The organism is Posidoniimonas polymericola, assembly GCF_007859935.1.
Lineage (GTDB): Bacteria > Planctomycetota > Planctomycetia > Pirellulales > Lacipirellulaceae > Posidoniimonas > Posidoniimonas polymericola.
The window spans coordinates 689,055-712,750 of sequence record NZ_SJPO01000001.1 but is presented as its reverse complement, the minus strand read 5'-3'; the positions used below and the strand labels follow the sequence as shown (position 1 = coordinate 712,750).

The window sequence follows — 23,696 nt, the reverse complement described above, 5'->3', positions numbered from 1 at the left end:
GCCGGCCTCGGGCACTCAGTACCGCCACAGCACATTGACGCCGTTCCCCTCGGCCCCGACCGGGCCGGGGAACACCTGGGGCAGACGCTCTGCGTCGTAGGTGTCGTCCACGGCGTTGGCGGCGAGGTACGCGATGCTCCAGCCGAGGATCGCCTGCGAGGTGTAGTGCGCGTCGTCGTTGACGCGGGAGATGGCCGGCATCGCCGACCCGACGTACAGCAACGCCTTGACCGAGCGGTGCTCGGCCATCTTGGCGGCCGACAGGAACGGCACCGCGCCCATAAACGCGTGGCCGCTGACGCCGTTGTCGTCCTGAAACGGCTCCCAGTGCGACTCGGAGTGCTTCTCGCCGGGGCGTGAGGCGCCGATAAACGACTGCAGCACCAGCAACGGCGGAGCGCCGACCAGGACCGTACGGATCGAACGCTCGCCCCACTGCCCGGTCTGACCAAGCACGGTGTTTTCGTTGAAGGGAATCCCCGCCAGGGCGGTCGCCGCGTAGATCGGCAGCACGTAGGTCCCCTCGCCGAAGAATTTCGACATGTGGAACACCTCCGACCACTCGTCGGTGTCGGCGTTGCGGATGTTCTGCTGGTACTCCTCGCGCAGGAACTCGTCGATGTTGGTGTTGCTAATCACCGCGTGCGCGCCCACCCCCGCGGCCAGCCAGCCCATGGTGTGGGCGTCGTAGAAGTGCTGGTGGTCGGCGACGATCTCCGAGAGCAGCGAAGGCCGGTCTGGTCTGCAGCGGTGCTCGGCGAGCGGCGGCAGCTCGTAGCCGAGGTCGGCGGTCAGCTCGTAGGGCGGCTGCGGCGCGGAAAACAGCTCAGCCGACTCTTGGGCGAGGCCGTGCCGGGCGCCGCAAGCGGCGCACGCGGCCACGCACAGGTTGCGCGTCGGCGCCCGCAGGGCGGATAAGAGCCAGTTGAACAATTGATCGCGGCGGTATCTTGGGCTTTCGGCACAACCAGTGGGGGCAGAAACGTATTGCCCACCACACATTTGGTCAATACCAAACCACCCGCGGCGCCAGCACGCCCCGCTCAGCGGGCGGGACGCTTCAGCGGACGCAGCGCCCGCAGGGCCGCGGCGGCTGCCTCGCTGACCAGGCCATCGACCCGGTTGCGGAAGACGGCGAACGCCGCGAGCGACGGGATCGCCACCAGCAGCCCGCCGACCGTGGTCACCAGCGCTTGGTAGATGCCGCCGGCCAGCTCCGCCGCGCGGGCGGCGCCCTCGGTGGCGGCGACCTCCTGGAACGCGAAGATCATCCCGACCACGGTCCCCAGGAGGCCGATCATCGGCGCGATGTTGCCGATCACCGACAGGTACTCGATCTTGCGGAACAGCCGGGCCGCCTGCTCGAGCGTCGCGCCCTCGAGCGTCTTCTCGACGTCGGGCCAGCCGTCGGCGGCCTCGACCAGCGAGCTGCGGATGACGTGGGCCAGGAAGCTGGGGCGTTGGTCGCAGGCGGCGGCGGCGCCCTGCAGGTCTCGCTCGGCGAGCAGCTTGGCGACCTTCTCCGCCAACCCCGGCGGCATCAGCACGTCGCGGCGGATAGTCAGCAGGTGCTCGACCGCGAGCGCCAGCGCGACCATCGACAGCGCCAGCAGCACCAGCACGAACGCCAGGCCGGTGAAGCCGCCGGCGACGATAATGTCGAGCACGCCGCCCCCTTCGGCCGCGAGCAGCAATCGCGTGAGTCCAGACAAGCTCGGCGGCGTCGGGTTGAGGGAATTCGGAAGCGTGGAGAAAATCGGTTGGCGGACGGCCGCTCCGGGGGAGCGTTAGACCGGCATCTCGATCGGGTTGGCCGGCAGGATCATGATCTTGCCGTCGCCCATCCGGCCGGTGCGGGCGGCCTCGACCACCTTGCGGACCACCTCCTCGGCGCGGGCGTCGTCGACCCACAGCGTGATCTCGACCTTCGGCAGGAACGCCAGAGAGTACTCGGAGTCCGCGTACTGGTCGAGGTAGCTCTTCTGCTTGCCCATCCCTTTGACCTCGCGGACCACGACCGCCTCGAGCGGGGCGCGGCGCCTCCAGGATCCGTTCCGCGAGGAAGGGCTTCACGATCGCGACAACTTGCTTCATGGTGGTATCGGTGGACGCCATTGCCTCGCCTGTGGCTGCGCTCCAGCCTAACTGACGGACTCGGCCGGAAAAAGACGCGCCGCCGCGGAATGCCGCCCGGCTGCAGCCGCGGAGGTGATTCTGCCGACAAAAACCTGGGTCGGGCCCCTCGCCCGACCCCCGGGCCGGGCCCGGCAAAACGCTGGCGGCCCCCCATCGGGCCGCTATAATCCACCGCCCGACCGTCACCACCCCCGCAGACCACGCACCCCCGCAGGAAGCCATGCCGCAGCAGTACAGCAAGCACCAGCAGAACATCATCAAGCGGTACTACGACAACCGCGAGTCCATCGGCCTGCAGCGGCTCAGCGAGCTGGTCACCGAGCTCTACCTGGCCGAGGGCAAGAAACGCGAGAAGCAGTGGGAGATGATCATCAAGGCGCTCGAGAAGTGCGGCCTGAAGCCGGACCGGATCGCTCATATCCGCAAGTCCGACGACCCGCAGATGGTCGCCAAGGTGGTCGAGGAGCTGATGGCGAAGGGGGAGTGAGGCTGTCGGACGCCGGCCGTTAGCTGGTAGCATAGGGGGCGATTCGACGCCCCCCGAGTGGCTCCACCCGTGGCCAACTGCCGATAGCCGACAGCCCTCCCAATGCAACAGTACCTCGACCTCCTCTCCGACATCCTCGCCAGCGGCGTCGCCAAGGGCGACCGCACCGGCACCGGCACTCGCAGCGTGTTCGGGCGGCAGATGCGCTTCGACCTGGCCGATGGGTTCCCGCTGGTCACCACCAAGAAGCTGCACCTGCGTAGCATCCTCCACGAGCTGCTGTGGTTCATCCGCGGCGACACCAACACCGCCTACCTCAACGAGAACGGCGTCAGCATCTGGGACGAGTGGGCCGACGAGAACGGCGACCTCGGCCCGGTGTACGGCAAGCAGTGGCGCAGCTGGACCACGCCCGACGGACGCACCGTCGACCAGCTGCACGAGCTGGTCGACCAGATCCGCGGCAACCCCGACAGCCGCCGGCTGATCGTCAGCGCGTGGAACGTCGGCGAGCTGGACCAGATGGCCCTGCCGCCGTGCCACCTGCTGTACCAGTTCTACGTCGCCGAGGGGCGGCTGAGCTGCCAGCTCTACCAACGCTCGGCCGACGTGTTCCTCGGCGTGCCGTTCAACATCGCCAGCTACGCGCTGCTCTTGATGATGGTCGCCCAGGTGACCGGCCTCGAGCCGGGCGAGTTCGTCCACACCCTGGGCGACGCCCACCTGTACAACAACCACCTGGAGCAGGCCCGCACGCAGCTCGAGCGCGACCCGCGGCCGCTCCCCACCATGACGCTCGACCCGAGCGTTGATTCTTTGTTCGATTTCAAGTTCGAGCACTTCGAGCTCTCGGGCTACGACCCGCACCCGCACATCAAAGCGCCGGTGGCGGTGTGAGCCAGTTGGCAGCTGGTGGTTCATGGCTAGTATTCCGTTGAACCCGCACCATGTCATTTAGCGCCGCGTCTCCGACGCGCCTCCGTATGAAACTCTCGATCATCACCGCCGCCAGCGAGAACAACGTCATCGGTCAAGACGGCGGGCTGCCATGGCGACTGCCGGCCGACCTCAAGTGGTTCCGCAACCACACGATCGGCCACTGCATCATCCAGGGCCGCAAGACCTACGAGTCGCACGACCGCCCGCTGCCCGGCCGGACCTCGATCGTGCTGACCAGCAGCCCGGAGAAGGTCTCCGTGCCGACGGACCTCAAGGAGGGGACCGCCGTCGCGACCGCCACTTCGCTCGACGAGGCGATCGCGACCGCCGCCGGCGTCGCGGCGCCAACCGACCAGGTATTCATCGGCGGCGGCAGCCGCGTCTACGCCGACGCCCTGCCCCGCGTCGACCGCATCTACCTGACCCGTGTGCACGCCACGATCCCCGACGGCGACGCCACGTTCCCGGAGGTCGACTGGTCGCAGTTCACCCTCACCGAGAGCACCGACCACCCCGCCGACGAGAAGCACGAGCACGCCTTCACCTTCGAGGTCTGGGACCGCAAGTAAGCATCGCAGCATCTATATCCCCCTCCCCCTCGGGGGGAGGGGTTAGGGGAGGGGGTGCGTTGTCCGCGACTTCAGACTTCCCTGTGCCTTTTTGCTGGGAGCTACCGCCGTGCTCGTCAGGTTTGCGTTAACTGCTTTGCCACCGTACCCCCTCCCTTAGTCCCTCCCCCCGTGGGGGAGGGAGATTCTATGTCGCCGCTGCGCGGCTCGTTCGACTTCTACAACACCTCGTCGATCGACTCGGCCCCGACCTTCTGCATCAGCAGCCGGTCGAAGCCCAGCGCCACGCCGGCGCACGGCGGCAGGCCGGGCGACTCCATCAGGGCGAGCATCTCCTCGGGCAGCGGCAGCGGCTCGCGGCCATCAGCCGTGCGTCCCTGATTGGCTTCGATCAAGCGCCGACGCAGCACGGCGGCGTCGGTCAGCTCGTGGTAGCCGTTGGCCAGCTCGACGCCGCGGTAGTACAGCTCAAACCGCTCGGCGACCGCGTGGCCGTGGTCGTCGATCGCCGTCTGGGCCAGCGCCGACTGAGAGGCCGGGTAGTGGTAGACAATCTCGGGAAGCTCGGCGCCGAGGTGCGGCTCGACACGCGTCGCCAGCAGGACGTTGAGAAACTCGTCGAGCAGCTCGTCGGTGTCGTTGACCGTGCCGTCAATCAGCCCGGCGGCCACTTCTTGCACCGCCGCCGCATCGAACGGGTCGCAGCCGGCGTGCTCCATGATCGCGTCGCGGTAGCTGGTACGCTTGCACGGCACAGGCGACAAGGTCGCCTGGATCAACTCGTCCAACAGGTCGACGCCAGCGGCCATGTCGTGCCCCGGGCGGTACCACTCGAGCATCGTGAACTCGGGCGAGTGCAGCGGGCCACGTTCCTCGGCGCGGAACGCCTTGGCGAACTGGAAGATCGGCCCCGACCCGCGGCACAGCAGCTGCTTCATCGCCATCTCGGGCGACGCCTGCAAATAAACGCTCGAAGAAAACGGGGACTGGCTCGCGGCCGGCCCGTTCTTGCCCTGTCGAGCAGGGTGCAAACCAGCGTGCCCGTCCCCGTTTCCTTCTCCGCCAATCTCTGCTCTAGGCTCCGCAAAAGGGGACAGGCACGCTGCTTCACCGCCGGCGCCGCGGGTTGGCATCGGTCCGGCCGCGAGCCAGTCCCCTTTTGCTCCGTCGAACTTGAACAGCTCGATGTGCCGCTCGGGGATCACCTCGCGCGACTCGATCGGGGTCACGACCTCGGCGAAGCCGCGGCCGTGGAAGAACTCGCGGAGCTGGTCGAGCAGCTCGGACTTGGCTCGTAGGTACTCTGGTTTCATCGGCTGGGTGGGAGTTTTGTCCCCCATTCGAACATCGATTTATGAGGACTAAAGTCGGGGCGTTTCGTCTCCGCCGGCTTTCGTTTCAGGCTTGTATACCAGTGTTCCTCGCATCACGGTGGGGACGAAAGTCCGCGACTCTTATCCGTTCTTGCACGCGGTCAGGGACAAAACTCATGGGGCGGTTCCGGAATACGAAGCTAAGACTGGCCCTCAGCGAGCGAGGGGCAACCTTCTATTAGAACCGCGCCCGGGGCCGATTTCTACACAGAAGCTGAAACCCGCCAACGTATCGCCGTTGCCCTGCAGCGGCCCGACGGACAGCGGCGCGGCGAGGAATTCCCGGTACGGAGAACCGGGGATACACTGGAGCCAATACCCCGCGCCGGCCAGCGAACTAGTCGTGCTGGCCCTGCCTCGCTGCGTACCGCCTCCCCGCTCCGCTGACTTACTCTTATGGACCTGCTGAACTGGCTCAACCAAGCCAAGGACCTCGGCGCAAACGCCATCTCCCAGGCGACCGGTCTGGTCGGCACCGGCGTAGGGTACGCTCGGGAGTCGCTCGGACAGACCTGGCTGTTTGGGTCGACAGAGACCTCGACCTCCTACGACCACGGCCAGGTCGACGAGAAGCACTACTACCTGGTGCCGGACCGGCGGTCGGAGCTGTGGTACTCGCTGTACACCATGCGGTGCCTGCCGGAGGGCGCGCCGCCAATCAACGACCTGCCAAAGCGGCGGGTGTTCCACCTGCCGCACGAGAACGCCCTGCCGACGCTCGAGCAGATTCTGCTTGAGGGCGCCCGCGAAGATGTCGCCACCGCGCCGGCGTCGGGGCTGTCGGTCGGCGGGCGGCTGAACGACCTGGCCGACCAGATCGACCGCCTGGACCAGCAGGTGTTCGGCGGCGTGCTGCTGATCGGCGGCCTGGTGGCGCTGATCAACCCGCTGGCCGGGGCGGCGGTGGCTGCCAAGGCGTTGATCCCGTCGCTCGGCATGCTGCTCTCCAAGCACGGCCTCAAGTACGCCGGCGACGCCGCCAGCTCGCGCGAGGCCGCGTCGCGGATCCGCGCGGCCGAAAAGGAGGTGCTCAACCAGTTCCACGAGTCGGGCGCATCGTCGCTGCTGAACCCGGTGCTCGCCCAGCTCGACCGCGCGCTGGGCACCTCGGCCTACGAGTTCGACCCGGCGGCCGAGTTCGCCAGCGAGTCGCTCTCGTTCGGCGACCGCGACCGGCGCCGCATGCTCCGGCTCACCAGCCAGGCAATCACCAACACCTACGAGGGAATCGCCAACGACCGCCGCGCGTGGCAGGCCGCCTGCCTCGGCGAGGAGGACATCCGGTTCCTCGAGAAGCTGCGGCAGATCGCCAACGGGCTCGACGAGCCAACCGCCTGACGCGCGACGACCGCGGCCCCTGGAGAAACCCCATGACCAACTCCGCGCCCGACAACCCCGTGGGCCCGCCGCCCGAGCCCGGCCCGTTCAGCAACGCGGCCAAGGCCGACCTCATTGCGGCGTTAGCCGCCGCGGCGCCCTCGCTCCACGAGGCGATCGACGGCCTGTCCGACAAGCAGCTCGACACGCGTTACAAGAACTGGACCATCCGCCAGATCGTGCACCACGTGGCCGACAGCCACGTGCACAGCTACCTCCGCTTCAAGTGGGCGATGACCGAGGACAACCCGACCATCAAGGCGTACGAGGAGGCCGACTGGGTCCGACTCGGCGACTCGTCAATCGGGGCGGTCGCGCCGCCGCTGGCGATGCTGCACTCGGTGCACGCCTGCTGGCTGCAGCTGCTCGAGACCATGACCGAGCACGACTTCGGCCGCACGTTTGTCCACCCGCAGACTGGCCAGACGGTCGTGCTGTGGAACGCCCTGCACTACTACCCGTGGCACGCGAGGCACCACACGGGCCAGATCGTTTGGCTGCGCGGGCAGCGTGGGTGGTAGCACGCTTGCCGACAAGGTTCCTCTTCCGACTGCAACAAGAATGAAGCGTATATGAGCAACATCCCCACTGGAACCGAACTCGCCCGGCCGTTCCTGCCGGTGAAAGACTACGCGGTCTCGCGTGACTTCTACCAAGCGCTCGGCTTCGAGATGCTGCTGGACAGCGAGGTCGCGATCTTCGCGGCCGGTTCTGGCGGCTTCATCCTGCAACGGCACTACCAGCAGCAGTGGGCCGAAAACACGATGATGCAGCTGATGGTCGACGACCTCAACGCGTGGTGGGCGTGGATCGTGTCACTCGACCTGCCGGGCCGGTTCGGCGTGCAGCCCCCCAAGCCGCCGACGCTGCAGCCGTGGGGGCTGGTGGTCGCGTACGTGTACGACCCGTGCGGCGTCTTGTGGCATGTCTGCCAGCGCCGCGAGGGGGCGGTGCAGGACTGAGCAGAATGTATCGCCGTTTCTCCGAAACGGCAGAATTAGCGACGATGCTTGTTGGTTGGCTGGGAAGTCGGGAACACTAATGAGCGCTAATGGGGTAGCGTTCTAGCCGCCGCCTACCTTTGCCCGTCGGCGACGCGGCTAGCTTTCCCGGCTCGGAGAGCCGGGGATACATTACGAGGCCGCTACCGTTTGGCCGGCGACTAGCGGCGGCATCGGGCAATCCAACAGGTCGGACACGCCGCGGAGCAGCTCGGCTTCGCGGGCGTTGACCAGGCCGTCGTGGCAGATCGACTCGGCGCAGGCGTCGATCAGCTGGCCGCGGAGGCGGGGAGCCACGGTGGCGAGGGTCTCCATCGCGCTCTGCAGGCTCGACAGGCCGCTCTCGCGGCGGGGCAGCAGCTCGAGCCTGAGCTCGGGGAAGTGCGCGGCGGCGGCGGCGAAGGCGCCGGCCGCTTCGTCGGGTGACTGGCCGGCGTGCGCCATTGCTGACAGGAGCGCCGACACCGGGCCGGTGAGCTTCTGCAGGCCGTAGTACTGCACGCCGGGCGAGCGGACCGGCTCGAACTGCGGCGTCAGGTGCCGCATCAGCACCTGGGCCAGCGTCCACTCGAACAGGCCGAGCCGCTCGTCCGCACGGACCAGCGCCCAGAAGCTCTTGCGGAAGGCCTCGTACTGCGGCGGCGACAACGCCCTGAGCGACGGCAGCGCCAGGTCGATCAGCGGCAGCCGGGCGTTGACGGTGGTGGCGTCGAGCACTGGGGCCAGCTCGCGGGTCAGCTTGACCACGTCGGGCTGGGCGAGCTCGCCGAGCGCGGCGTACTGCTTCTCGCGGACGGCGGGGTCGTCGTCGAGCAGCAGGCCGTACACGACGGCGCGGGCGCCGTACGGCTCGCGGACCGAGTCGAGCACCACCGGCGGGATCTCTTCGAGCAGGTCGCGGGCGTACTCGTGGTGCAGCTCGGTCGGCTCGCCGATCTGGTCGACCGCGTGGTCGACGGTCGCGATCGGCACGTAGGTCTGCTCGGCGTCGGGGCGGCCGACGTCGCCGCCCAGGAAGCCGGCCGCGCCCGCGACGACAGACTTCGGGCGGGCGCCCTGCTTGACCTGCGGGAACTTGCCGTCCCACTGCGGGTCGACGGCGAGTATGCGTTTCTCGAGCGGGGGATGGGTCGCCATCAGGCCGGTGAAGCCCTCCCATACGCCCTGGGCGAAGTACATGTGGCTCATCTCGGCGGCGTTGGCGGCGTGCAGCCGCGAGCCGAACGCCAGCCCGCCAATGCGTTTGAGGGCCCCGCCGATGCCTCCCGGGTTGCGAGTAAACTGCACGGCCGAGGCGTCGGCCAGGTACTCACGCTGGCGCGAGACAGCGGCCTTGATCAGCCCGCCGATGAGGCTGCCGATGGCGCCGATCACGATCAGCGCAACGGCGACCCCCAGGATCACCAGCACGGCCCCGCCGCCCCCGCCCCCCTTCGAGTTGGAGCTGCGGCGGTGGCCGGACGACGCGCCGCCGCGGACGATGATCTCGAACAGCCAGCGGCCGACCAGCCCGAGCAGCAGGATGCCGTGCAGGATGCCGATCAGGCGGATGCCCATCCGCATGTCGCCGTTGAGGATGTGGCTGAACTCGTGGGCGATGACGCCCTGCAGCTCGTCGCGGCTGAGGTTCTCGACCGCGCCACGGGTGACGCCGATCACGGCGTCGGAGGGGGAGTAGCCGGCGGCGAAGGCGTTGATGCCGTCCTCGTCAAGCAGGTAGACCGGCGGCGCCGGGGCGCCGGACGCCAGGGCCATCTCCTCCACGACGTTCAGCAGCTTGCGTTCGCCGTGGCCGGCGTCGGCGTAGAGCAGGCGGCGGCCGCCAAGCCGCTCGGCGACGCTCTGCCCGCCGCCGCTGCGGAGCACAATGATCTTGTAGATGGTGCCGCCGAAGATAATCAGCAGCGACCCGAGCCCGGCGGCGATCGCGTAGCGGTAGGGCGCCTCGGCGTCCTCGGGCTGGCCGGTCAGCGCGTTCAGCCGCACGCCGATATCAAAGTTTTCAACCGCCGCGTAGGTCGCGGCGGTCACCGCGATGACGATCCCCAAGACGCCCAGCAGGAACAACACGACCAGCATCCCGGTGCTGCGTCGCGCGGCGTCCTGGCGTTGGAAGAAGTCGGTGGCCATGCGGCGTCGGTGAACTTAGCGGCTGTTACGCAGGAGACGGACCGTGGCCGACTAGAAGCTCACCTTGGGCGCCTCGTTGATCTGGGCGTCGTCGAAGTCGAGCAGCTCGGCGTTGGCGCCGTGGCCGAACATGGCGGCGAAGAACACCGGCGGGAAGGTCTGCTTGTAGGTGTTGTACGCGGTGGCCGAGTCGTTGTACGCCTGGCGGGCGAAGGCGACCTTGTTCTCGGTCGAGGTGAGCTCCTCGGAGAGCTGCATCATGTTCTGGTTGGCCTTGAGGTCGGGGTAGGCCTCGGCGACGGCGAACAGCCGGCCGAGCACCCCGCCCAGTCCCGACTCGGCGCCGGCCAGGTTGGCCATCGCCTTGGGGTCGCCCGGGTTGGCCGCGGCGGCCTGCAGCGCGCCGACCGCCTGGTTGCGGGCAGAGATCACCGCCTCAAGGGTTTCGCGCTCGTGCGACATGTAGCCCTTGGCGATCTCGACCAGGTTGGGGATCAGGTCGTAGCGGCGTTTGAGCTGGACCTCGATCTGGCTGAACGCGTTCTCGAAACGGTTCTTGAGGGTCACCAGCCGGTTGTAGATGCCGACGCCGTACATCAGCACGATCAGGCCAACAACGCCGATGACGATAAGCGCGATCATCCAGGGGGGCATAATAGGAGGGACTCCGTTTTTGGGTTGGGGACCGTTGCCGAATCAGGGATCCGCCCGCCCGGCGGTTCGGCCGAGAAGACGCCGCTCTGGGTATTCGCCGGTGGGGCGGCCATCTTGCCACGGCCCAGCCGGCGCTGCGGTGATCTTACCGCATGGCGCCTAACTCCTCTAGCACCACACGCTTAGGCGAGGCAAGCTTACTGCGCCGTACGCCGACCGCAAGCGATTTGGCCACCGCCGCCCGACTGGTAGACTAGACCCGCGAGCCCTCCCGCCGAGAACCAGCGTGCCGACCAACGCCAACCGACAACCCGACCCCGCCCACCGCCAATGGCCCGCCTGGGCCATTTCGGTGCTGACCCACAGCCTGGCAGTCACCGCGGTGCTGGTGATCGCTGGGGGCCGCCACCGGGGGGCGACCGAGCAGACCACCGCCCGGGCCGGCATTGTGCTGCGGAAGTTCGAGGACGCCACGACCAGCTACCACGGCGAGGACGACGCGCCGCAGCCCAGCAGCAACGCCGACCAGCCGACGCTCGACGCCGCGGCGGGCGACGCCGCCGAGCGGGAGGTGGCGATGGCCGAACTCGCGAGCCACCTGCCGCCGCGGGACGCCGGCCCGGCCGCCAGCGGCGAGGTGCTGGGCGTCACCCCCGGCGGGGGTCCGTCCGGCGGCGGTGACGCCCTGCCCGGCCGGACCATCGGCGGCGGGGCCACCGTGAGCGTGTTCGGCGTCGAGGGGACCGGGCACAAGTTTGTCTACGCGTTCGACCGCTCGGTCAGCATGACCGGCGCGCCGCTGGCGGCCGCCAAGGCGCAGCTGCTGGCGAGCCTCTCGGCGCTGGGCAGCACCAACCAGTTTCAGATCGTGTTCTTCAACCATCGCCTGAAGGCGTTCGACCTGACCGGCGGCGGCGCCCGCATCACTTTTGCGAACGAGCGGACGCTGGCCGCGGCGCAGGCGTTCGTCGAGAGCATCGGCGCCGACGGCGGCACCGACCGCTTCTTGGCGCTGCGGCACGCGCTGCGGATGGAGCCCGACGTGGTGTTCTTCCTGACCGACGCGGACGACGCGATGACCGGCGGCGAGCTGCAGCAGATCGCGCGGCTCAACGAGCGGGTTGGCGCGACGGTCTGCACGATCGAGTTCGGCCGCGGCCCCGAACGGGGCGGCGACAACTTCCTCAAGCGGCTGTCGCGGATGACCGGCGGGCAGCACGGCTACGTGGACACGACACGGCTAACCCGGAATTAGAGCACGCCTGATAGCACGGCGGGGCACAAGAAGACCCGCGCAGCGGGCACCGGCGCCGAGGGCGCTCGGGGAGAGGCGGTCCGGGCGTGCGTGCGCCGATTGCGCCGCACGCCTCGAGTGGACCACGTGGTTAAGACGCGGCGCAGGGCTCGCCCTTTTCCACCATGCAGTACAGGTATCCGAGCTGGGCCGCCGATTTGGCGCCAAGCTTCTGCATCACCTTCTGGCGGTGGAGCTCCATCGTCCGCAATGCGATGCCCATCTCATTGGCGGCAACGCGATTGGACGCCCCCTCAACCAGGAGACGCAACAATTGATGTTCCCTGTCGGTAAGTTCGACCATCAGGGCTTCCTCCGTTTCTCTACTACTACGTGTCGTGACAAAAGCGATTGCTTGAGACTGTTAGTCTGACTTATCGTTTCAAAAAAACCAGTCGGCTTTGTGTAGGTACTCCATGCTATTTTCCACGCTTTTGCGCTCAGAACGATTGATGGTCGGGAGAAACCGCACCACCATGCGGGTCGCCGCACCTGCATGCGGTTAAGTGCACGCGGTCGACAGCCGAGAGCGTGACGCCTATCACGCTCCGAACAGCTTCTCGAAGCGGCGGCGGTTCTCGTCGAAGTACTCCGCGGCTCTGCGGGCGAGCCGCTCGCCGTCGCCGCCGCCGAGCAGGAAGGCGAGCTTGCGGAGCTCGGCCTCGTCGGTCGGCAGCTCGTGGCGGCCGAGCGAGTCCATCAGGCGGATCCGCGCCTCGACGCTCCGCTGGAAGCGGTAGCTCTCGCTAAAGTGCTCGAAGTCGTCGTCCGCCAGGTAGCCGCGGTCGTGCAGGGCGGCCAGCGCAGCGAGCGTGCCGGTCACGCGGATCGAGGGGTCGGAGCCGCCGTGCTTGAGCTGCAGCATCTGCACCAGGAACTCGGTGTCCATGGTGCCGCCGCGGCCACGCTTGAGGTTGTGCGGGCTGGCGGTCTCTTCCAGCCGCAGCCGCATCTGGCCGATTTCCTCGGCCTGCTCCTGGCGCCACTCGGGGCCGAACGCCGCCTGCCACACCGCCTGCAGGGCGTACTCGGCGGCGGCCGGCGCGCCGTGCACGACGCGGGCCTTGCACAGCGCCTGGCGTTCCCAGAGCTGGCCGACGCCGTCCTCGAAGTAGCGGAGGAACGCGTCGACCGGCATGGCGAGCGAGCCGCCACGCCCGGTCGGTCGGAGGCGCGCGTCGACCTCGTACAGGCGGCCATGCGGGCCGAGGTGCCCGGCCGCCTTGATGATGCGCTGGGTGAGTTCGCTGAAGAAGTGCCCGTTGGTGGTCCCCTCGCTGGCCCGGCCGCCCGGCTGGGTGCGGCCCTCGTGCTCGTACAGGAAGACCAGGTCGAGGTCGCTGTGGTAGTTGGGTTCGCCGCCGCCGAGCTTGCCGAGCGCCAGCACGATGAACCCGCACGGCTGACCGTCGCGGCCGGCGAGCGCGGCGGGGGCCAGCTCCGGGTCGTCGGGCAGCACGATGGTCGGCGCGCCGTACTTCTCGACCAGCGCGGCGTGCTCGGTCGTGATGATCGCGTCAAGGCACGCCTCGGCGATGTCCGACAACGCCGCGTGGGTGGCGCTGACGTCGTCCTTGCCGAGGATGTCCCGCACGCCAACCCGCAGGTGCTGGGCGTTCTTGAAGCTGTGCAGGATCAGCTCCTGGTCCTCGGCCCCGCGGGTCAGCTCGGCCAGCGCCGACTTCAGCCGCGCGAGCGTCGGCAGGCCCTCCACCAACAGGCTGTCGAGCAGGTCGTCGATCATGCCCGGGTTGCTGGTCAGGATGCCGGCCAGGTACGGGCAGGCCGCGCACAGCGTGACGTACAGGTTGAGCGAGGCGTTGTTCTCGCTGAACAGCTCCCACAACGCGGCCTTGCCGCCGATCGAGTCGCTGACGCGGCTGAGGTTGACCAGCGTGGTGTCGGGCTCGGGCGTCTGGGCGATGGCGGGCAGCAGCCGCGGCGAGATCGACGCCAGGAAGTGCCGGCAGCGCCGCGTCGAGAGGAAGCGGATCTTCTCGGTCGCCAGCGCCATCAGGTTGGCGTAGGCGGCGGGCACGTCGCGGAACGGGTACTTGCCGAGCACCTCCTGGATCCGCTCAGGGGTGGGGTCGGGGTCGTTGATCAGGTCGACCTCGGGCTCCTCCTGCCCGTCGCCGACGTAGGCGTCGTGCAGCAGGTGGTCGAGGATCCGGCGGTTCACCTCGCGTAGCTCGGCCAGGTCCTCGCGGAACGAGTCGAGCGCCGAGCGGGGCGGCGTGTCGGCGTACCCCATCCGGATCGCCACCTTGCGGAGCTCGTCGTCCGACTCCGGCAGGTTGTGCGTCTGCAGGTCGTACATGATCTGCAGGCGGTGCTCCAGCTTGCGGAGCTGACAGTAGTTGTCCTCCAGCAGGCTCCGCTCCTGCGGCGTCAGGCAGCCGACCTTGTCGAGCTGCGTGATGGCGTCCAGCGTGTTGCCGGTGCGGAGCTCGGCCAGCGTGCCGCCGTTGAGCAGCTGCAGGAACTGGATGACGAACTCGATGTCGCGGATGCCGCCGTGGCCGGTCTTGACGTTGCGGAGGTCGTCGCCCTCGCTTTTCGCGCGGTGCTCGATCCGCTGCTTGAGCGACTTGATGCCGGTGATGTCGGCCAGGCTGAGGTAGCGGCGGTAGACCCACGGCTCGAGCCGCCCGAGCAGCTCGTCCCCCAGCGAAACATCGCCCGCGATCGACCGCGCCTTGATAAACGCCTGGCGTTCCCAGGTGCGGCCCTTGTTGTCGTAGTAGGCGAGCATCTGCTCCAGGCTCGAGCAGACCGGCCCGCGGCTCCCCTCCGGCCGCAGCCGCAGGTCCACCCGGAACGCGACCCCGCTGTCGGTGTTCTCGCTGAGCAGCTTGACCAGGTCGCGCGACAGGCGTTCGAAGAACTCGCGGTTGCTGATCGAGCGGGCGCCGTCGGTGGCGCCGTCATGGTCGTACAGCAGGATCAGGTCGATGTCGCTGGAGTAGTTCAGCTCGATGCCGCCGAGCTTGCCGAGCGCCAGCACGCAGAACCGCACGGCGTCGCCCTGGCCCCACCGCGGGACGCCGTACTTCTGCTCGAGCTGCCGGCGGGCGAAGCCGAGGGCGGCCTCGACCAGCGCGTCGGCCAGGAACGAGACCTGCCGCGACACGGTCGCCACCGAGTGGTTGCGGACGATGTCGCCGTAGGCGATGCGGAGGGTCTCGCGCTGCTTGTGCCGGCGGAGCGCGGCGAGCGCCTCGTCCCGCGTCGTGATCGAGGCCAGGTCCGGCCGCAGCTCGTCGACCAGCACGTCGCGGGCGACCGGGCGGCCCTCGGTCATGCGCAAGAGGTCGTAGGCCTCCTGGTCACGGACCAGGATGTCGCTCAGGTACTGGCTGGTCGAGAACAGCTGCAGCAGGTTGGGCAGGGCCTCGGAGTCCCGCTCGAACAGGGCCGTGGTGCTGAGCGGGTTGCGGGCGCCGGACACAAACCGCTCGAGGTTGTTCCACGCCATGTCGCGGTCGGCGAGGATCGGCGCCGCGGCGGCGAACTGGTCGCAGAGGTTCGCCAGCAGGTCGAGCGGCACGCCGGCCTCGGCCATCATCACTAGGTTGCGATGCCCCGAGTCGATGCGGGCGATGCCGATCGATTGAAGCCACGTCCCGGCAGACGACGTGTCGTCGAGGTAGTTGCACAGCGTGTCGAGTTGCATTGTTCCGCGAATAGAAGGGGCGCGCAGGGCGCCTGTCTCGACCGCCTGGTGTCAACTAGTCCCAGTGTAGCCCCGCCATGCGCAGAAATGAAGCTGGCGTGATTATTTTGCGCGGACGCTAGAATGCCCGGGGAAAGCTCTGTTTCAGCCGCCGTGGACCGCTGCTACCCGCCACAGCCTCCGCAGCCTCCCCCACAACCCCCGCCGCCGCAGCCGCCGCCCCCATCTCCGCCGCCCCCGCAGCCGGACGACCCGCCGGTCGAGACCGGCGGCCCGTCCGGGAACTTGCAAGCGGTCGGCAGCAGCAGGAGATCGCCGTAGGCGCAGGACGACACCCCGAACAACGCCGCGGCCCACGCGGTCGCCTGGACGCCGTCGTCGGCCTGCTTTACGGCGGCCTTGCTCCGGAGTTCGCGCCGGTCACGCCGCAGCGCCCGCAGCACGTGGCTCCCGGCGACCGTGCGGTGCGGCTTAGTGAGGAACAAGCAGAGCACAACGAGGGTCGCCAGCAGGAGCAGCAGGAGGAAGCCGACCGGCTTTTCTCGCATTAGACCGACGTAGACCTTCACCCCGCCCAAGCCCAGCAGCGTGAACATCAGCAGAGCCGGCGCCCAGCGGCTGCCGTGCAGACCGTCGCCGGGGACGACCAGGCCCCACCCCTCGAGCCGGTGCTGGATCTTCTCGGCGGCCGACTTGCCGCGCGACAGCAGCTCGCTGTAGCGGGCGCCGTTGCTCACGCCGCAAGCGGCGACAATGCGTTGCTCGAGCTCGGTCGCGTCGGGCGGGGTCCCGTGGTGAACGCTGAAGCGGATGTCCTTCGACGAGCCGCCTGCCGCCGGAGCGATCTGGATCGAGCCGCCCCGCAGCAGCGACGCGGTCGCCGCCCGCACCCCACCCTTCACACCGTCGGCCAGCACGGCAGCTTCGAAGGGCCCCAGCGGCTCGGTGCTGCCGTAGTCGCCGGGGCGGAGGAGCCACCGCAGCGCCACTCCGACCGCGATGGCCATCACCAAGGCCGACCCGTACAGCGATAGAAACTCTGGCCCCTTCAGATCGAACGGGTTGGTCGCCGCCAGCAAGGCGAGCGGCGCCGCCGTGCTAACCAACCGAGCACCCGCCGAGACCCGCGGCGCCCGCAGCACGTCCCACGGCTTGGGCACTACCCACGCCCGCCGCTTGTCGACCGTCACCAGCCCGCCGCGGTTCCCAAAGCGCACCTTGGCGGTCGGCCAGATTGCGGCCGGCGGCTCGTCTCCAAACGCCGCGCGGTAGCTGGCGAGGGTCTGCTCGTACTGCTCGTGAAACCGCGCCGAGTCCACGGAGCCGCCGCGGGTCGGGCCGTGGTGCAGCGGGCGCCCCAGCACCCGGCCGCACAGCTCGTCCCAGTAGCTGCGTGTGTAGGTCAGGTGCAGGTGCCACGCCTGGTCAACCGCCTCGGAGGGGGTGACCTCGTGGCCGGCGGTCATCGCCAGGAACACAAACCGGCGGTACTCGTCGATGACTGCATCGGCGTGGCCGACCGACCAGCGGTTCTCGCGGGCGAGCCGCTGGGTGAACGTGAAGGCCGCGGCCGGGTCGTCGAACTTAAATTCAGCGATCCGGCGCCACAGCTCTGCGTGTCGTGCGTCCATCATTCGTCTCCTTGGCGTGACTCGAGGAGAAGGGAATTGGGATTGGCCGACTGCGTCTGTCGGGAGGTATTCGCGGCCGGCTGCCGGATCTTGGACCGTATTGCCCGCCCGCCGGGCAGGTTGACGCTCAACGCCGCAGCCGCAGCGGCGTGGAAAGACTTTTACCGCCGCTCGGTGGCAATGTCTAGCGAAGCTAGCGGCTAGCGGAGAGCGAGTTGGCTCACTGCCGCTCGATTCTTGCTCGCCAGCGCCGGCGGGGTTGCTCGAGCGCCAAGCACAACGGTTCCTATTCGACCTGATCGCGAAGGTAACGGTCGCCAGCCCCCTCCATTTCCGCCGTTTCAACAAAACCCACCCGCTTGGCGCACTAGTTGCCTTAAACCCCTACTCACCTGTTCCACCCTGATCCGAACACTCGCGTCAAGAAAGGTTGCTAACGATGGAAGAACATGTCGTTCACGACGGCCCCCATAGCCACACTCACACAACTATTCAGGAGCCACATGCTCTCTGGCCGCGCCTCTCGTGGGGCGCGATCTTCGCCGGCCTGGTCGTAACGCTCAGCCTGTGCTGGCTGCTGCACATGTTCGGCTTGGCGTTGGGCGTCAGCATCTCCGACGCCTACGACTCGGCCACGATGGAGGGCGGCCTCGACGACGCGGCCGCCGCTTGGACCATCGTTAGCTGGCTGATCGCGTTCTTTATCGGGTCGATGGTCGCCGCCCGACTGGCCGGCTCCATCGACGACTTTGCGGGGATGCTGCACGGCCTGACGCTGTGGGGCGTCGGCACGCTGGCGGCGGTCGCGATTTCCTACTACGGGCTTTCGATGCTGCTAGGCGTCGGTCAGTCGGCCTTGTCGGCCACCGCCAGCGTCGCGGTTGACGCGACCCAGGCGGTCGGATCGGCCGCCCAGACCACCGGACAGGCGGTCGGCTCCGCTCTGCAGACGCAGACCGCGCAGCGGGTTAAGAATCGGCTCGCCGACCAGGCGGTCGAGATGGCCGCCAATGTCGACCAGCAGCTCTCCGAGCAGGAGATCCGTGACGCGGTAAACAGCCTTGATGAGCGGACCATCCGCCGCCTGTCTCAAGACCTGCTAGACAACGACTCTGACGGCGCTGCCGAGCTGCTGTCCGGCGCGACCGAGCTGTCAAAGTCCGACGCCCGCGCGTTGGTGAACGGCGTCTACGAAGAGGTTGAGGAGACGATCGGCGACCCCGATAACGAGAAGCCCCTCCGCGAGGACCTGAAGCAGAAGCTCGCCGGACAGGTGTCGGGCTACGCGGAGTCGCTCGATGCCGAGGGCGGCCCGGAAGTTAAGAGGGCCGAGATCCGCGAGGCAATTCGGGAACTTGACGCCGCCGCCGCGCAGCAGATCGCCATGGCGATGTACAACGGCAAACCCGAAGAGGCTAAACGAGCCCTCGCGCGGAATACCACCCTTAGCAGCGACGAGATCGAAGAGCTGTGGGAAGGAGCCTCGACCGCGATCGAGGAGGAGATCGAGTCCTACAAGCAGGCCGCTCACGAAATGGCCGAGACCGCCGGCGACTACGCCCAGGCCGTGCTGTGGGTCACCTTCGGCGGCGCCGCGACGGCACTGGCGGTGGCCCTGCTTGGCGGCTGGCTCGGCGCCCACACAGGACGGGCGACCTACGTCATCGAAAGCTAGGTCCGCGGCCCGCGGAACTACTGATCCAACCTCAAACCGGAGTGAATGCTATGCGTCTTGGCCTAGTCGGAGTTGTGATTGTCGTGCTCATCGTGGCGGCATTGCTGCAGAATGTCGCCATCGGCGGCATCGGCGGCCTGCTGCTGCTGATCCTACTTGTGCTGCTGCTAATGGGCCGGCTGTAAGCCCCGCAGCGCCCACGGGCGACACCACCAGAAGATCGAACACGCCCGGTTGCGCGACGTCGCAGCCGGGCGTTTCTTTCGTATCGCGGGGGGTCGGGTTAGGTAAAGAGCCCGTTGTCAGCAAACCTGATTCGTTGTGCCGATTGGCCTGCTGCGGACCCACCACCGAGTCTGGGGGGTTGAACGGACTGTGCGTCACAACTGCTATGCCCCGAACCCAGGTGCAGTGATTTGCCAGCGACTGCCCGCTTCCCACAATCGGGCCGGCCGGGCCGGGTCGATGCAGTGCTAGGTAAGGAGACCCGCCCATGCTCAAGTGCCCCCACTGCCATTCGACCAACGTCTACGTCAGCCGCAGCCAGGACTCGCTGGTGTACCGCCTGGTGCTGCTCGCCAAGGTGCGGTGCCACAACTGCTGCACCTGCTTCTTCACCAAGGCGTGGAACGCCAGCAGCCGCGCCGCCTAACGCAACCGGCGGCCCCTCTTCCGCAAGCTGACCGGTAGGCGGCCTTTCTACTCGAATCTGGCGTGCATAACGCCTAAGCTAGGCAGACGGCGGCCGGAGCTTCGGCCTGATTTCCTGCACCTTGTCTGCTGCTCGAGAGGCTCTTCTTATGCTGCGTGCCCTGTCTGCTCTGGCTGCCCAGTCTGCTCTGGCTGTCGGCGTCCTGCTGGCCGTCCCCTGCCCCGCCCCGGCGGCCTCGATCGTCGACCACGGCGCCGTCGGCGATGGCGAGACGCTCAACACCACCAAGATCCAAGCCGCCATCGACCAGCTCTCGGCCCAGGGGGGCGGCGAGTTGGTCGTTCCCGCGGGCGTGTTCAAGACCGGCGCCCTGTTCCTCAAGCCGGGCGTCTCGCTCCGCGTGGAAAAGGGCGCGGTGCTGCTCGGCTCGACCGACATCGCCGACTTCCCCACCCGCCAGACCCGCATCGAGGGCAAGGTGCAGCCGTGGCGGCCCGCGTTGATCAATGCCGAGGGCCTTCCCAGAGCCGTGGTCACCGGCGAGGGGACCCTCAATGGCAACGGCAAGCCCTACTGGCGGGCGTTCTGGAAACGCCGCGCCGAGAACCGCAAGTGCACCAACCTCGAGGTCGAACGCCCGCGGCTGATGTACTTCGACAACTGCGACTCCGTGACCGTAGCGGGCATCGCGCTGAAGGACTCCGGCTTCTGGAACCTGCACACCTACCGCTGCCGCAACGTGCTGCTGGAGGACATCTCGATCACCGCGCCGCACGGCGACCCGCCCAAGATCGCGGGCGACGACCAGCCGTGGGGCGAGGTCTCGATCGACCGAGCGCCGAGCTCCGACGGCATCGACATCGACAGCTGCCAGGGCGTCACGATCCGCCGGGTCACGATTTCCGTGGGCGACGACTGCATCGCACTCAAAGGGACCAAGGGCCCCCGCGCATTGGCGGACGCGTCGAGCCCGCCGGTCGAGAACATCGTGGTCGAAGACTGCGACTTCGTCAGCGGCCACGGCGTGCTGACCTGCGGCAGCGAGGCGACCATCGTGCGGAACGTCGTGGTGCGGAACTGCCGGGTCGGCAAGGCGGTGCCGGTGTGCCGGCTCAAGCTGCGGCCCGACACGCCGCAGCTGTACGAGAACCTCAGCTTCGAGGACCTCACGCTCGACGGCGCCCAGGCGCTGTTCGACGTGAAGCCGTGGACGCAGTTCTTCGACCCGCAGGGCATGGCCCCGCCGCGGTCGGTGGTGCGCAACATCGTCATCAAGAATGTCTGCGGCACGGTCGCCACGCTCGGCGACCTGCGGGGCAACAAGGGCGACCTGGTGCAGAACATCCTGCTGCAGGACATCGAGCTGCAGTCCGACCGCCCCCAGCTCCGCCGCGGCGAGATCGACGGCCTGCGTGCCGACGGGTTTACTGTGAATGGCAAGCCGTTTGAGTGATCAGCCCGCCGAGCCAGCCAGATCAAACACCTCCGGCCCCACGTGGTCGGTCTGCACGACGCCCTGCAGCGTGTGGGCGTTGGCCTCGTAGATCACGACCGGCAGCGTCTGGCCGATCTGCCGGGCGTTGCCGTCAAACACCACGATCCGGTCGCACATGGTGCGGCCGGTGAGCTGCAGACCTTGGCCGGGCGAAGCCTCACCCTCCTGCTCGCTTCGTTCGATCCGGATGGCTTCCTTGCGGCTCGGCCCCTCGACCAGCACCTGCACCGCCTTGCCGAGGAACGGCTGGTTGTCCTCCTCGCTGATCACGTTCTGCAGCTGCAGCAGCTCGTTGTTCCGCTCCCGCTTGACGGCGTCCGGCACGTCGTCGGGCATGCGGTCGGCGCCCTTGGTGCCGGGGCGTTCGCTGTACTTGAAGATGAAGCTGTTCTTGAACCGGCACTCGCGGACCAGGTCCATCGTCTGCTGGAAGTCGGCGTCGGTCTCGCCGCTGAAGCCGACGATAAAGTCGCTGGTGATCGCCACGTCGGGCATCCACCGCTTGGCGCGGTCGTGCATCTCGCGGTACTCGGCGACCGTGTAGCCGCGCTTCATGAGCTTGAGCTGCTCGTCCGATCCGCTCTGCGCCGGCACGTGCAGGTACTTGCAGAGCTTCGGCAGGTCGCGGACCGCCTGGAGCACGTCGTCGGTCATGTCGCGCGGGTAGCTGGTGACGAACTTGATCCGCTCCAGCCCGTCGACCTCGTGCAGCTCGGTCAGCAGGTCGCTGAACCGCCAGCGGCGGCCGTCCTCCTCGTGGCGCCAGGAGTTGACCGTCTGGCCCAGCAGCGTGATCTCCTTGCAGCCCTCGTCGGCTAGCTGGCCTGCCTCGGCCAGGACCTGGCTCGGCGGTCGGCTCTGCTCCGGGCCACGGACGCTGGGGACGATGCAGTAGGTGCAGAACTTGTCGCAGCCGATCTGGATCCGCACGTACGCCTGGAACGGCGTGGGCCGCATGGTCGGGTCGCGCAGCGGGTCGAAGCTCTCGTGGCTCCGCTTGATGGTGTCGACCTTGCCGTCCTTGCGGCCGAGGCTGACCTCCATCCGCTGCTGGCCGTCCTGCTCGATGCCGCGGATCAGCTCGGGCACCTGGTGCAGCTGGCCGGGGCCGACAATCAGGTCGACGTACGGCGCCCGCTGGAAGATCAGCTTCTGGTCCTTCTGCGCCATGCAGCCCATCACGCCGATCACGCGGCCTGGCTTCTCTTGCTTGGCGTTCTTCAGCCGGCCCAGCGCGCTGTAGATCTTGTCCTCGGCGTGCTGCCGGACGCTGCACGTGTTGAACAGGATGGTGTCGGCGTCGGCCGGCGTGCCGGTCAGCTCGTAGCCCTCCTTGCGGAGGCTCGCCACGACCAGCTCGCTGTCGAGCAGGTTCATCTGGCAGCCGACGGTTTCGATGTAGAGTTTTTTGGGGGGCGTAGACATGGGCGGCTGGGGCTTGGTCGGCAGAAGCTAGGCAGAAGCGTCGTCGGGTCGTGAGGGTCGTCTTCCCGGTCGGGGGAGCAAAACGGTCAGGGGCGTTACGGCGCGCCGCGCGGGGCGGCGGCGCGTCAGGCGGCCGACTCGTTCTGCGCCGCCTCGTCCGCCTGCTGCTTCTGCAGCTCGCGCTGCTGGTCGATCTGCTGCTGCACCTGCGCAACGATGCGGTTCCGCCGCACGGCCATCAGCGCCATCAGCTTCCAGGTCGCGGCGATCACGGCGCCTGCTAGCAGCGCCATGTCCCAGCGGTCGAGTCCATCCATGCCATCAGTCCTGCGGTGAGGGTCCCCTATCCTACCAGCGATCCGGGGGGCGGAGCGAGGGGGATTCTCACCGCTCCGACAGCACACCGGGCGCCGGGCCCCTCAACGGCCTAGGGTTCCAGCCCCTGGGTGTTGATGTTCGACTCCCTCGGGTCCACATAGTAAATGCCGTATTTCTGCAGCATGAACATGACGCCAGCGACCTCTTCCCAGTGCTCCTCGAAACGCTCACGCCATTCCGCGTAGATGTTCTCCCGCATCTGAGGATCGCTCCAGTAGCTGGGCGGGTGATCGAGGTACACCTTGCCAAAATCGATCAGGTAGGGCGCCTGCACGATTTCCATCTCAATTACCTGAAGTGCGTCGTCGAAGTCGATGAGCCGGGGGACCGCGAAGCCTCCGATCGAATGAACGCTGGCCTCCGCCAACCGCAGGTAGCTATCCCGTTCAACCTCATAATTAGGCCGCCGATGAACAGCCTTGATAGCCGAGTTTCCCGACTGCCAAACCGTTCCGTCGCTTCCGTATCCGAGCTTCTTCTCTTCGGATACTATTAACTCTCGTTGCGAGGCATACGTCTGAACTCGCTCGAACAACTCGGAGTCGCTAAGCATGGCGTCCACCAATCGCTATTCGGCTGAAGTCAGCCTGCGCCTGATCGTCGGCGATTCCTCGTACGGCCTCTCCCACCTTGGACCGCGCGAGTTCATTGTCCGCGGAACGTGCCCCACTATCGAGGCGGGCAATGCCGAGATCGAAGTCAACGTCGACGGGCGCAACCAAACCACGCAGGTGTTCCTGCCCCACGGCGTGCCGGGTCCCGATGTCCGGGTGCTCTACTTGTAATCGCCAAGCCCATCGCAAT

At 67.7% G+C, this 23,696-nt stretch carries 24 protein-coding genes; 12 read left to right on the top strand and 12 right to left on the bottom strand.

Going from position 1 to position 23,696, the window contains the following annotated elements:
• Window positions 1-15: 15 nt before the first annotated feature.
• The 3 genes from Pla123a_RS02920 to Pla123a_RS02910 form a co-directional block, all read right to left on the bottom strand.
• Entirely contained in the window at window positions 16-933 is a 918-nt protein-coding gene (locus tag Pla123a_RS02920) for a phosphatase PAP2 family protein (RefSeq protein ID WP_146584020.1), read from the bottom strand.
• A gap of 110 nt (window positions 934-1,043) precedes the next feature.
• Window positions 1,044-1,712 (bottom strand): MotA/TolQ/ExbB proton channel family protein, encoded by a 669-nt coding sequence (locus Pla123a_RS02915; RefSeq protein WP_231956304.1) that lies wholly within the window; start codon window positions 1,710-1,712, stop codon window positions 1,044-1,046.
• Window positions 1,713-1,787: 75 nt separating this feature from the next.
• A complete protein-coding gene (locus Pla123a_RS02910; RefSeq protein ID WP_231956303.1) occupies window positions 1,788-1,994 on the bottom strand; it encodes a P-II family nitrogen regulator in 207 nt (68 codons plus the stop codon).
• Between the two features lie 362 nt (window positions 1,995-2,356).
• Between Pla123a_RS02910 and Pla123a_RS02905 the strand changes: the two genes are divergently transcribed.
• The 3 genes from Pla123a_RS02905 (at window position 2,357) to Pla123a_RS02895 (ending at window position 4,131) form a co-directional block, all read left to right on the top strand.
• Complete coding sequence (locus tag Pla123a_RS02905; protein WP_146584019.1) at window positions 2,357-2,623, top strand: hypothetical protein; 267 nt, start codon at window positions 2,357-2,359, stop codon at window positions 2,621-2,623.
• 102 nt (window positions 2,624-2,725) lie between these two features.
• A complete protein-coding gene (locus tag Pla123a_RS02900; protein WP_146584018.1) occupies window positions 2,726-3,520 on the top strand; it encodes a thymidylate synthase in 795 nt (264 codons plus the stop codon).
• 86 nt (window positions 3,521-3,606) lie between these two features.
• A complete protein-coding gene (locus Pla123a_RS02895; RefSeq protein ID WP_146584017.1) occupies window positions 3,607-4,131 on the top strand; it encodes a dihydrofolate reductase in 525 nt (174 codons plus the stop codon).
• A 218-nt stretch (window positions 4,132-4,349) separates the two neighbouring features.
• Here the strand turns inward: Pla123a_RS02895 and Pla123a_RS02890 are convergent, their stop codons facing one another.
• Complete coding sequence (locus Pla123a_RS02890; RefSeq protein ID WP_197527612.1) at window positions 4,350-5,444, bottom strand: EF-P lysine aminoacylase GenX; 1,095 nt, start codon at window positions 5,442-5,444, stop codon at window positions 4,350-4,352.
• Window positions 5,445-5,900: 456 nt separating this feature from the next.
• Between Pla123a_RS02890 and Pla123a_RS02885 the strand changes: the two genes are divergently transcribed.
• From Pla123a_RS02885 to Pla123a_RS02875, 3 genes are read left to right on the top strand one after another with little or no spacing between them, the layout of a single operon-like run.
• Window positions 5,901-6,842: a hypothetical protein gene (locus Pla123a_RS02885; protein WP_146584015.1), complete on the top strand. Its 942-nt coding sequence runs from the start codon at window positions 5,901-5,903 to the stop codon at window positions 6,840-6,842.
• A gap of 32 nt (window positions 6,843-6,874) precedes the next feature.
• Window positions 6,875-7,402, top strand: a complete 528-nt coding sequence (locus tag Pla123a_RS02880) for a YfiT family bacillithiol transferase (protein ID WP_146584014.1) — start codon at window positions 6,875-6,877, stop codon at window positions 7,400-7,402.
• Between the two features lie 51 nt (window positions 7,403-7,453).
• The gene (locus tag Pla123a_RS02875; protein ID WP_146584013.1) at window positions 7,454-7,843 is read left to right on the top strand and encodes a VOC family protein; all 390 of its coding nucleotides are present in this window, start codon (window positions 7,454-7,456) and stop codon (window positions 7,841-7,843) included.
• Window positions 7,844-8,014: 171 nt separating this feature from the next.
• Here the strand turns inward: Pla123a_RS02875 and Pla123a_RS02870 are convergent, their stop codons facing one another.
• Window positions 8,015-10,012: a M48 family metallopeptidase gene (locus tag Pla123a_RS02870; RefSeq protein ID WP_146584012.1), complete on the bottom strand. Its 1,998-nt coding sequence runs from the start codon at window positions 10,010-10,012 to the stop codon at window positions 8,015-8,017.
• Window positions 10,013-10,063: 51 nt separating this feature from the next.
• Window positions 10,064-10,654 carry a LemA family protein gene (locus Pla123a_RS02865; protein WP_146584011.1) on the bottom strand — a complete coding sequence of 197 codons (591 nt, stop codon included), beginning with the start codon at window positions 10,652-10,654 and terminating at the stop codon, window positions 10,064-10,066.
• Window positions 10,655-10,952: 298 nt separating this feature from the next.
• Between Pla123a_RS02865 and Pla123a_RS02860 the strand changes: the two genes are divergently transcribed.
• Window positions 10,953-11,921 carry a hypothetical protein gene (locus Pla123a_RS02860; RefSeq protein WP_146584010.1) on the top strand — a complete coding sequence of 323 codons (969 nt, stop codon included), beginning with the start codon at window positions 10,953-10,955 and terminating at the stop codon, window positions 11,919-11,921.
• A gap of 130 nt (window positions 11,922-12,051) precedes the next feature.
• Here Pla123a_RS02860 and Pla123a_RS02855 read toward each other — a convergent pair whose 3' ends face one another.
• The 3 genes from Pla123a_RS02855 to Pla123a_RS02845 all read right to left on the bottom strand — a co-directional run bounded on the left by Pla123a_RS02855 (window position 12,052) and on the right by Pla123a_RS02845 (window position 17,267).
• A complete protein-coding gene (locus Pla123a_RS02855; protein WP_146584009.1) occupies window positions 12,052-12,264 on the bottom strand; it encodes a LuxR C-terminal-related transcriptional regulator in 213 nt (70 codons plus the stop codon).
• Between the two features lie 237 nt (window positions 12,265-12,501).
• Complete coding sequence (glnE, locus tag Pla123a_RS02850) at window positions 12,502-15,636, bottom strand: bifunctional [glutamate--ammonia ligase]-adenylyl-L-tyrosine phosphorylase/[glutamate--ammonia-ligase] adenylyltransferase (protein WP_146584008.1); 3,135 nt, start codon at window positions 15,634-15,636, stop codon at window positions 12,502-12,504.
• Window positions 15,637-15,800: 164 nt separating this feature from the next.
• Window positions 15,801-17,267, bottom strand: coding sequence for a TIGR04222 domain-containing membrane protein (locus Pla123a_RS02845; RefSeq protein WP_197527611.1), 1,467 nt, complete (start codon window positions 17,265-17,267; stop codon window positions 15,801-15,803).
• A 439-nt stretch (window positions 17,268-17,706) separates the two neighbouring features.
• Here Pla123a_RS02845 and Pla123a_RS02840 point away from each other — a divergent pair, with 439 nt between their 5' ends.
• The 4 genes from Pla123a_RS02840 (at window position 17,707) to Pla123a_RS02835 (ending at window position 21,047) form a co-directional block, all read left to right on the top strand.
• Complete coding sequence (locus tag Pla123a_RS02840; RefSeq protein ID WP_146584006.1) at window positions 17,707-18,942, top strand: MFS transporter; 1,236 nt, start codon at window positions 17,707-17,709, stop codon at window positions 18,940-18,942.
• 50 nt (window positions 18,943-18,992) lie between these two features.
• Window positions 18,993-19,127: a hypothetical protein gene (locus tag Pla123a_RS25140; RefSeq protein WP_261342738.1), complete on the top strand. Its 135-nt coding sequence runs from the start codon at window positions 18,993-18,995 to the stop codon at window positions 19,125-19,127.
• Between the two features lie 308 nt (window positions 19,128-19,435).
• Window positions 19,436-19,594 carry a hypothetical protein gene (locus tag Pla123a_RS24445; RefSeq protein ID WP_197527610.1) on the top strand — a complete coding sequence of 53 codons (159 nt, stop codon included), beginning with the start codon at window positions 19,436-19,438 and terminating at the stop codon, window positions 19,592-19,594.
• Between the two features lie 148 nt (window positions 19,595-19,742).
• The gene (locus Pla123a_RS02835) at window positions 19,743-21,047 is read left to right on the top strand and encodes a glycoside hydrolase family 28 protein (protein ID WP_146584005.1); all 1,305 of its coding nucleotides are present in this window, start codon (window positions 19,743-19,745) and stop codon (window positions 21,045-21,047) included.
• Here Pla123a_RS02835 and miaB read toward each other — a convergent pair whose 3' ends face one another.
• From miaB to Pla123a_RS02820, 3 genes are all read right to left on the bottom strand, one after another.
• The gene (gene miaB, locus Pla123a_RS02830) at window positions 21,048-22,514 is read right to left on the bottom strand and encodes a tRNA (N6-isopentenyl adenosine(37)-C2)-methylthiotransferase MiaB (protein WP_146584004.1); all 1,467 of its coding nucleotides are present in this window, start codon (window positions 22,512-22,514) and stop codon (window positions 21,048-21,050) included. It lies immediately after the preceding gene.
• 125 nt (window positions 22,515-22,639) lie between these two features.
• Window positions 22,640-22,831 (bottom strand): hypothetical protein, encoded by a 192-nt coding sequence (locus Pla123a_RS02825; RefSeq protein ID WP_146584003.1) that lies wholly within the window; start codon window positions 22,829-22,831, stop codon window positions 22,640-22,642.
• 110 nt (window positions 22,832-22,941) lie between these two features.
• The gene (locus Pla123a_RS02820) at window positions 22,942-23,445 is read right to left on the bottom strand and encodes a hypothetical protein (protein WP_146584002.1); all 504 of its coding nucleotides are present in this window, start codon (window positions 23,443-23,445) and stop codon (window positions 22,942-22,944) included.
• Between Pla123a_RS02820 and Pla123a_RS02815 the strand changes: the two genes are divergently transcribed.
• A complete protein-coding gene (locus tag Pla123a_RS02815; RefSeq protein WP_146584001.1) occupies window positions 23,444-23,677 on the top strand; it encodes a hypothetical protein in 234 nt (77 codons plus the stop codon). The genes Pla123a_RS02820 and Pla123a_RS02815 overlap by 2 nt on opposite strands.
• Window positions 23,678-23,696 lie beyond the last annotated feature (19 nt).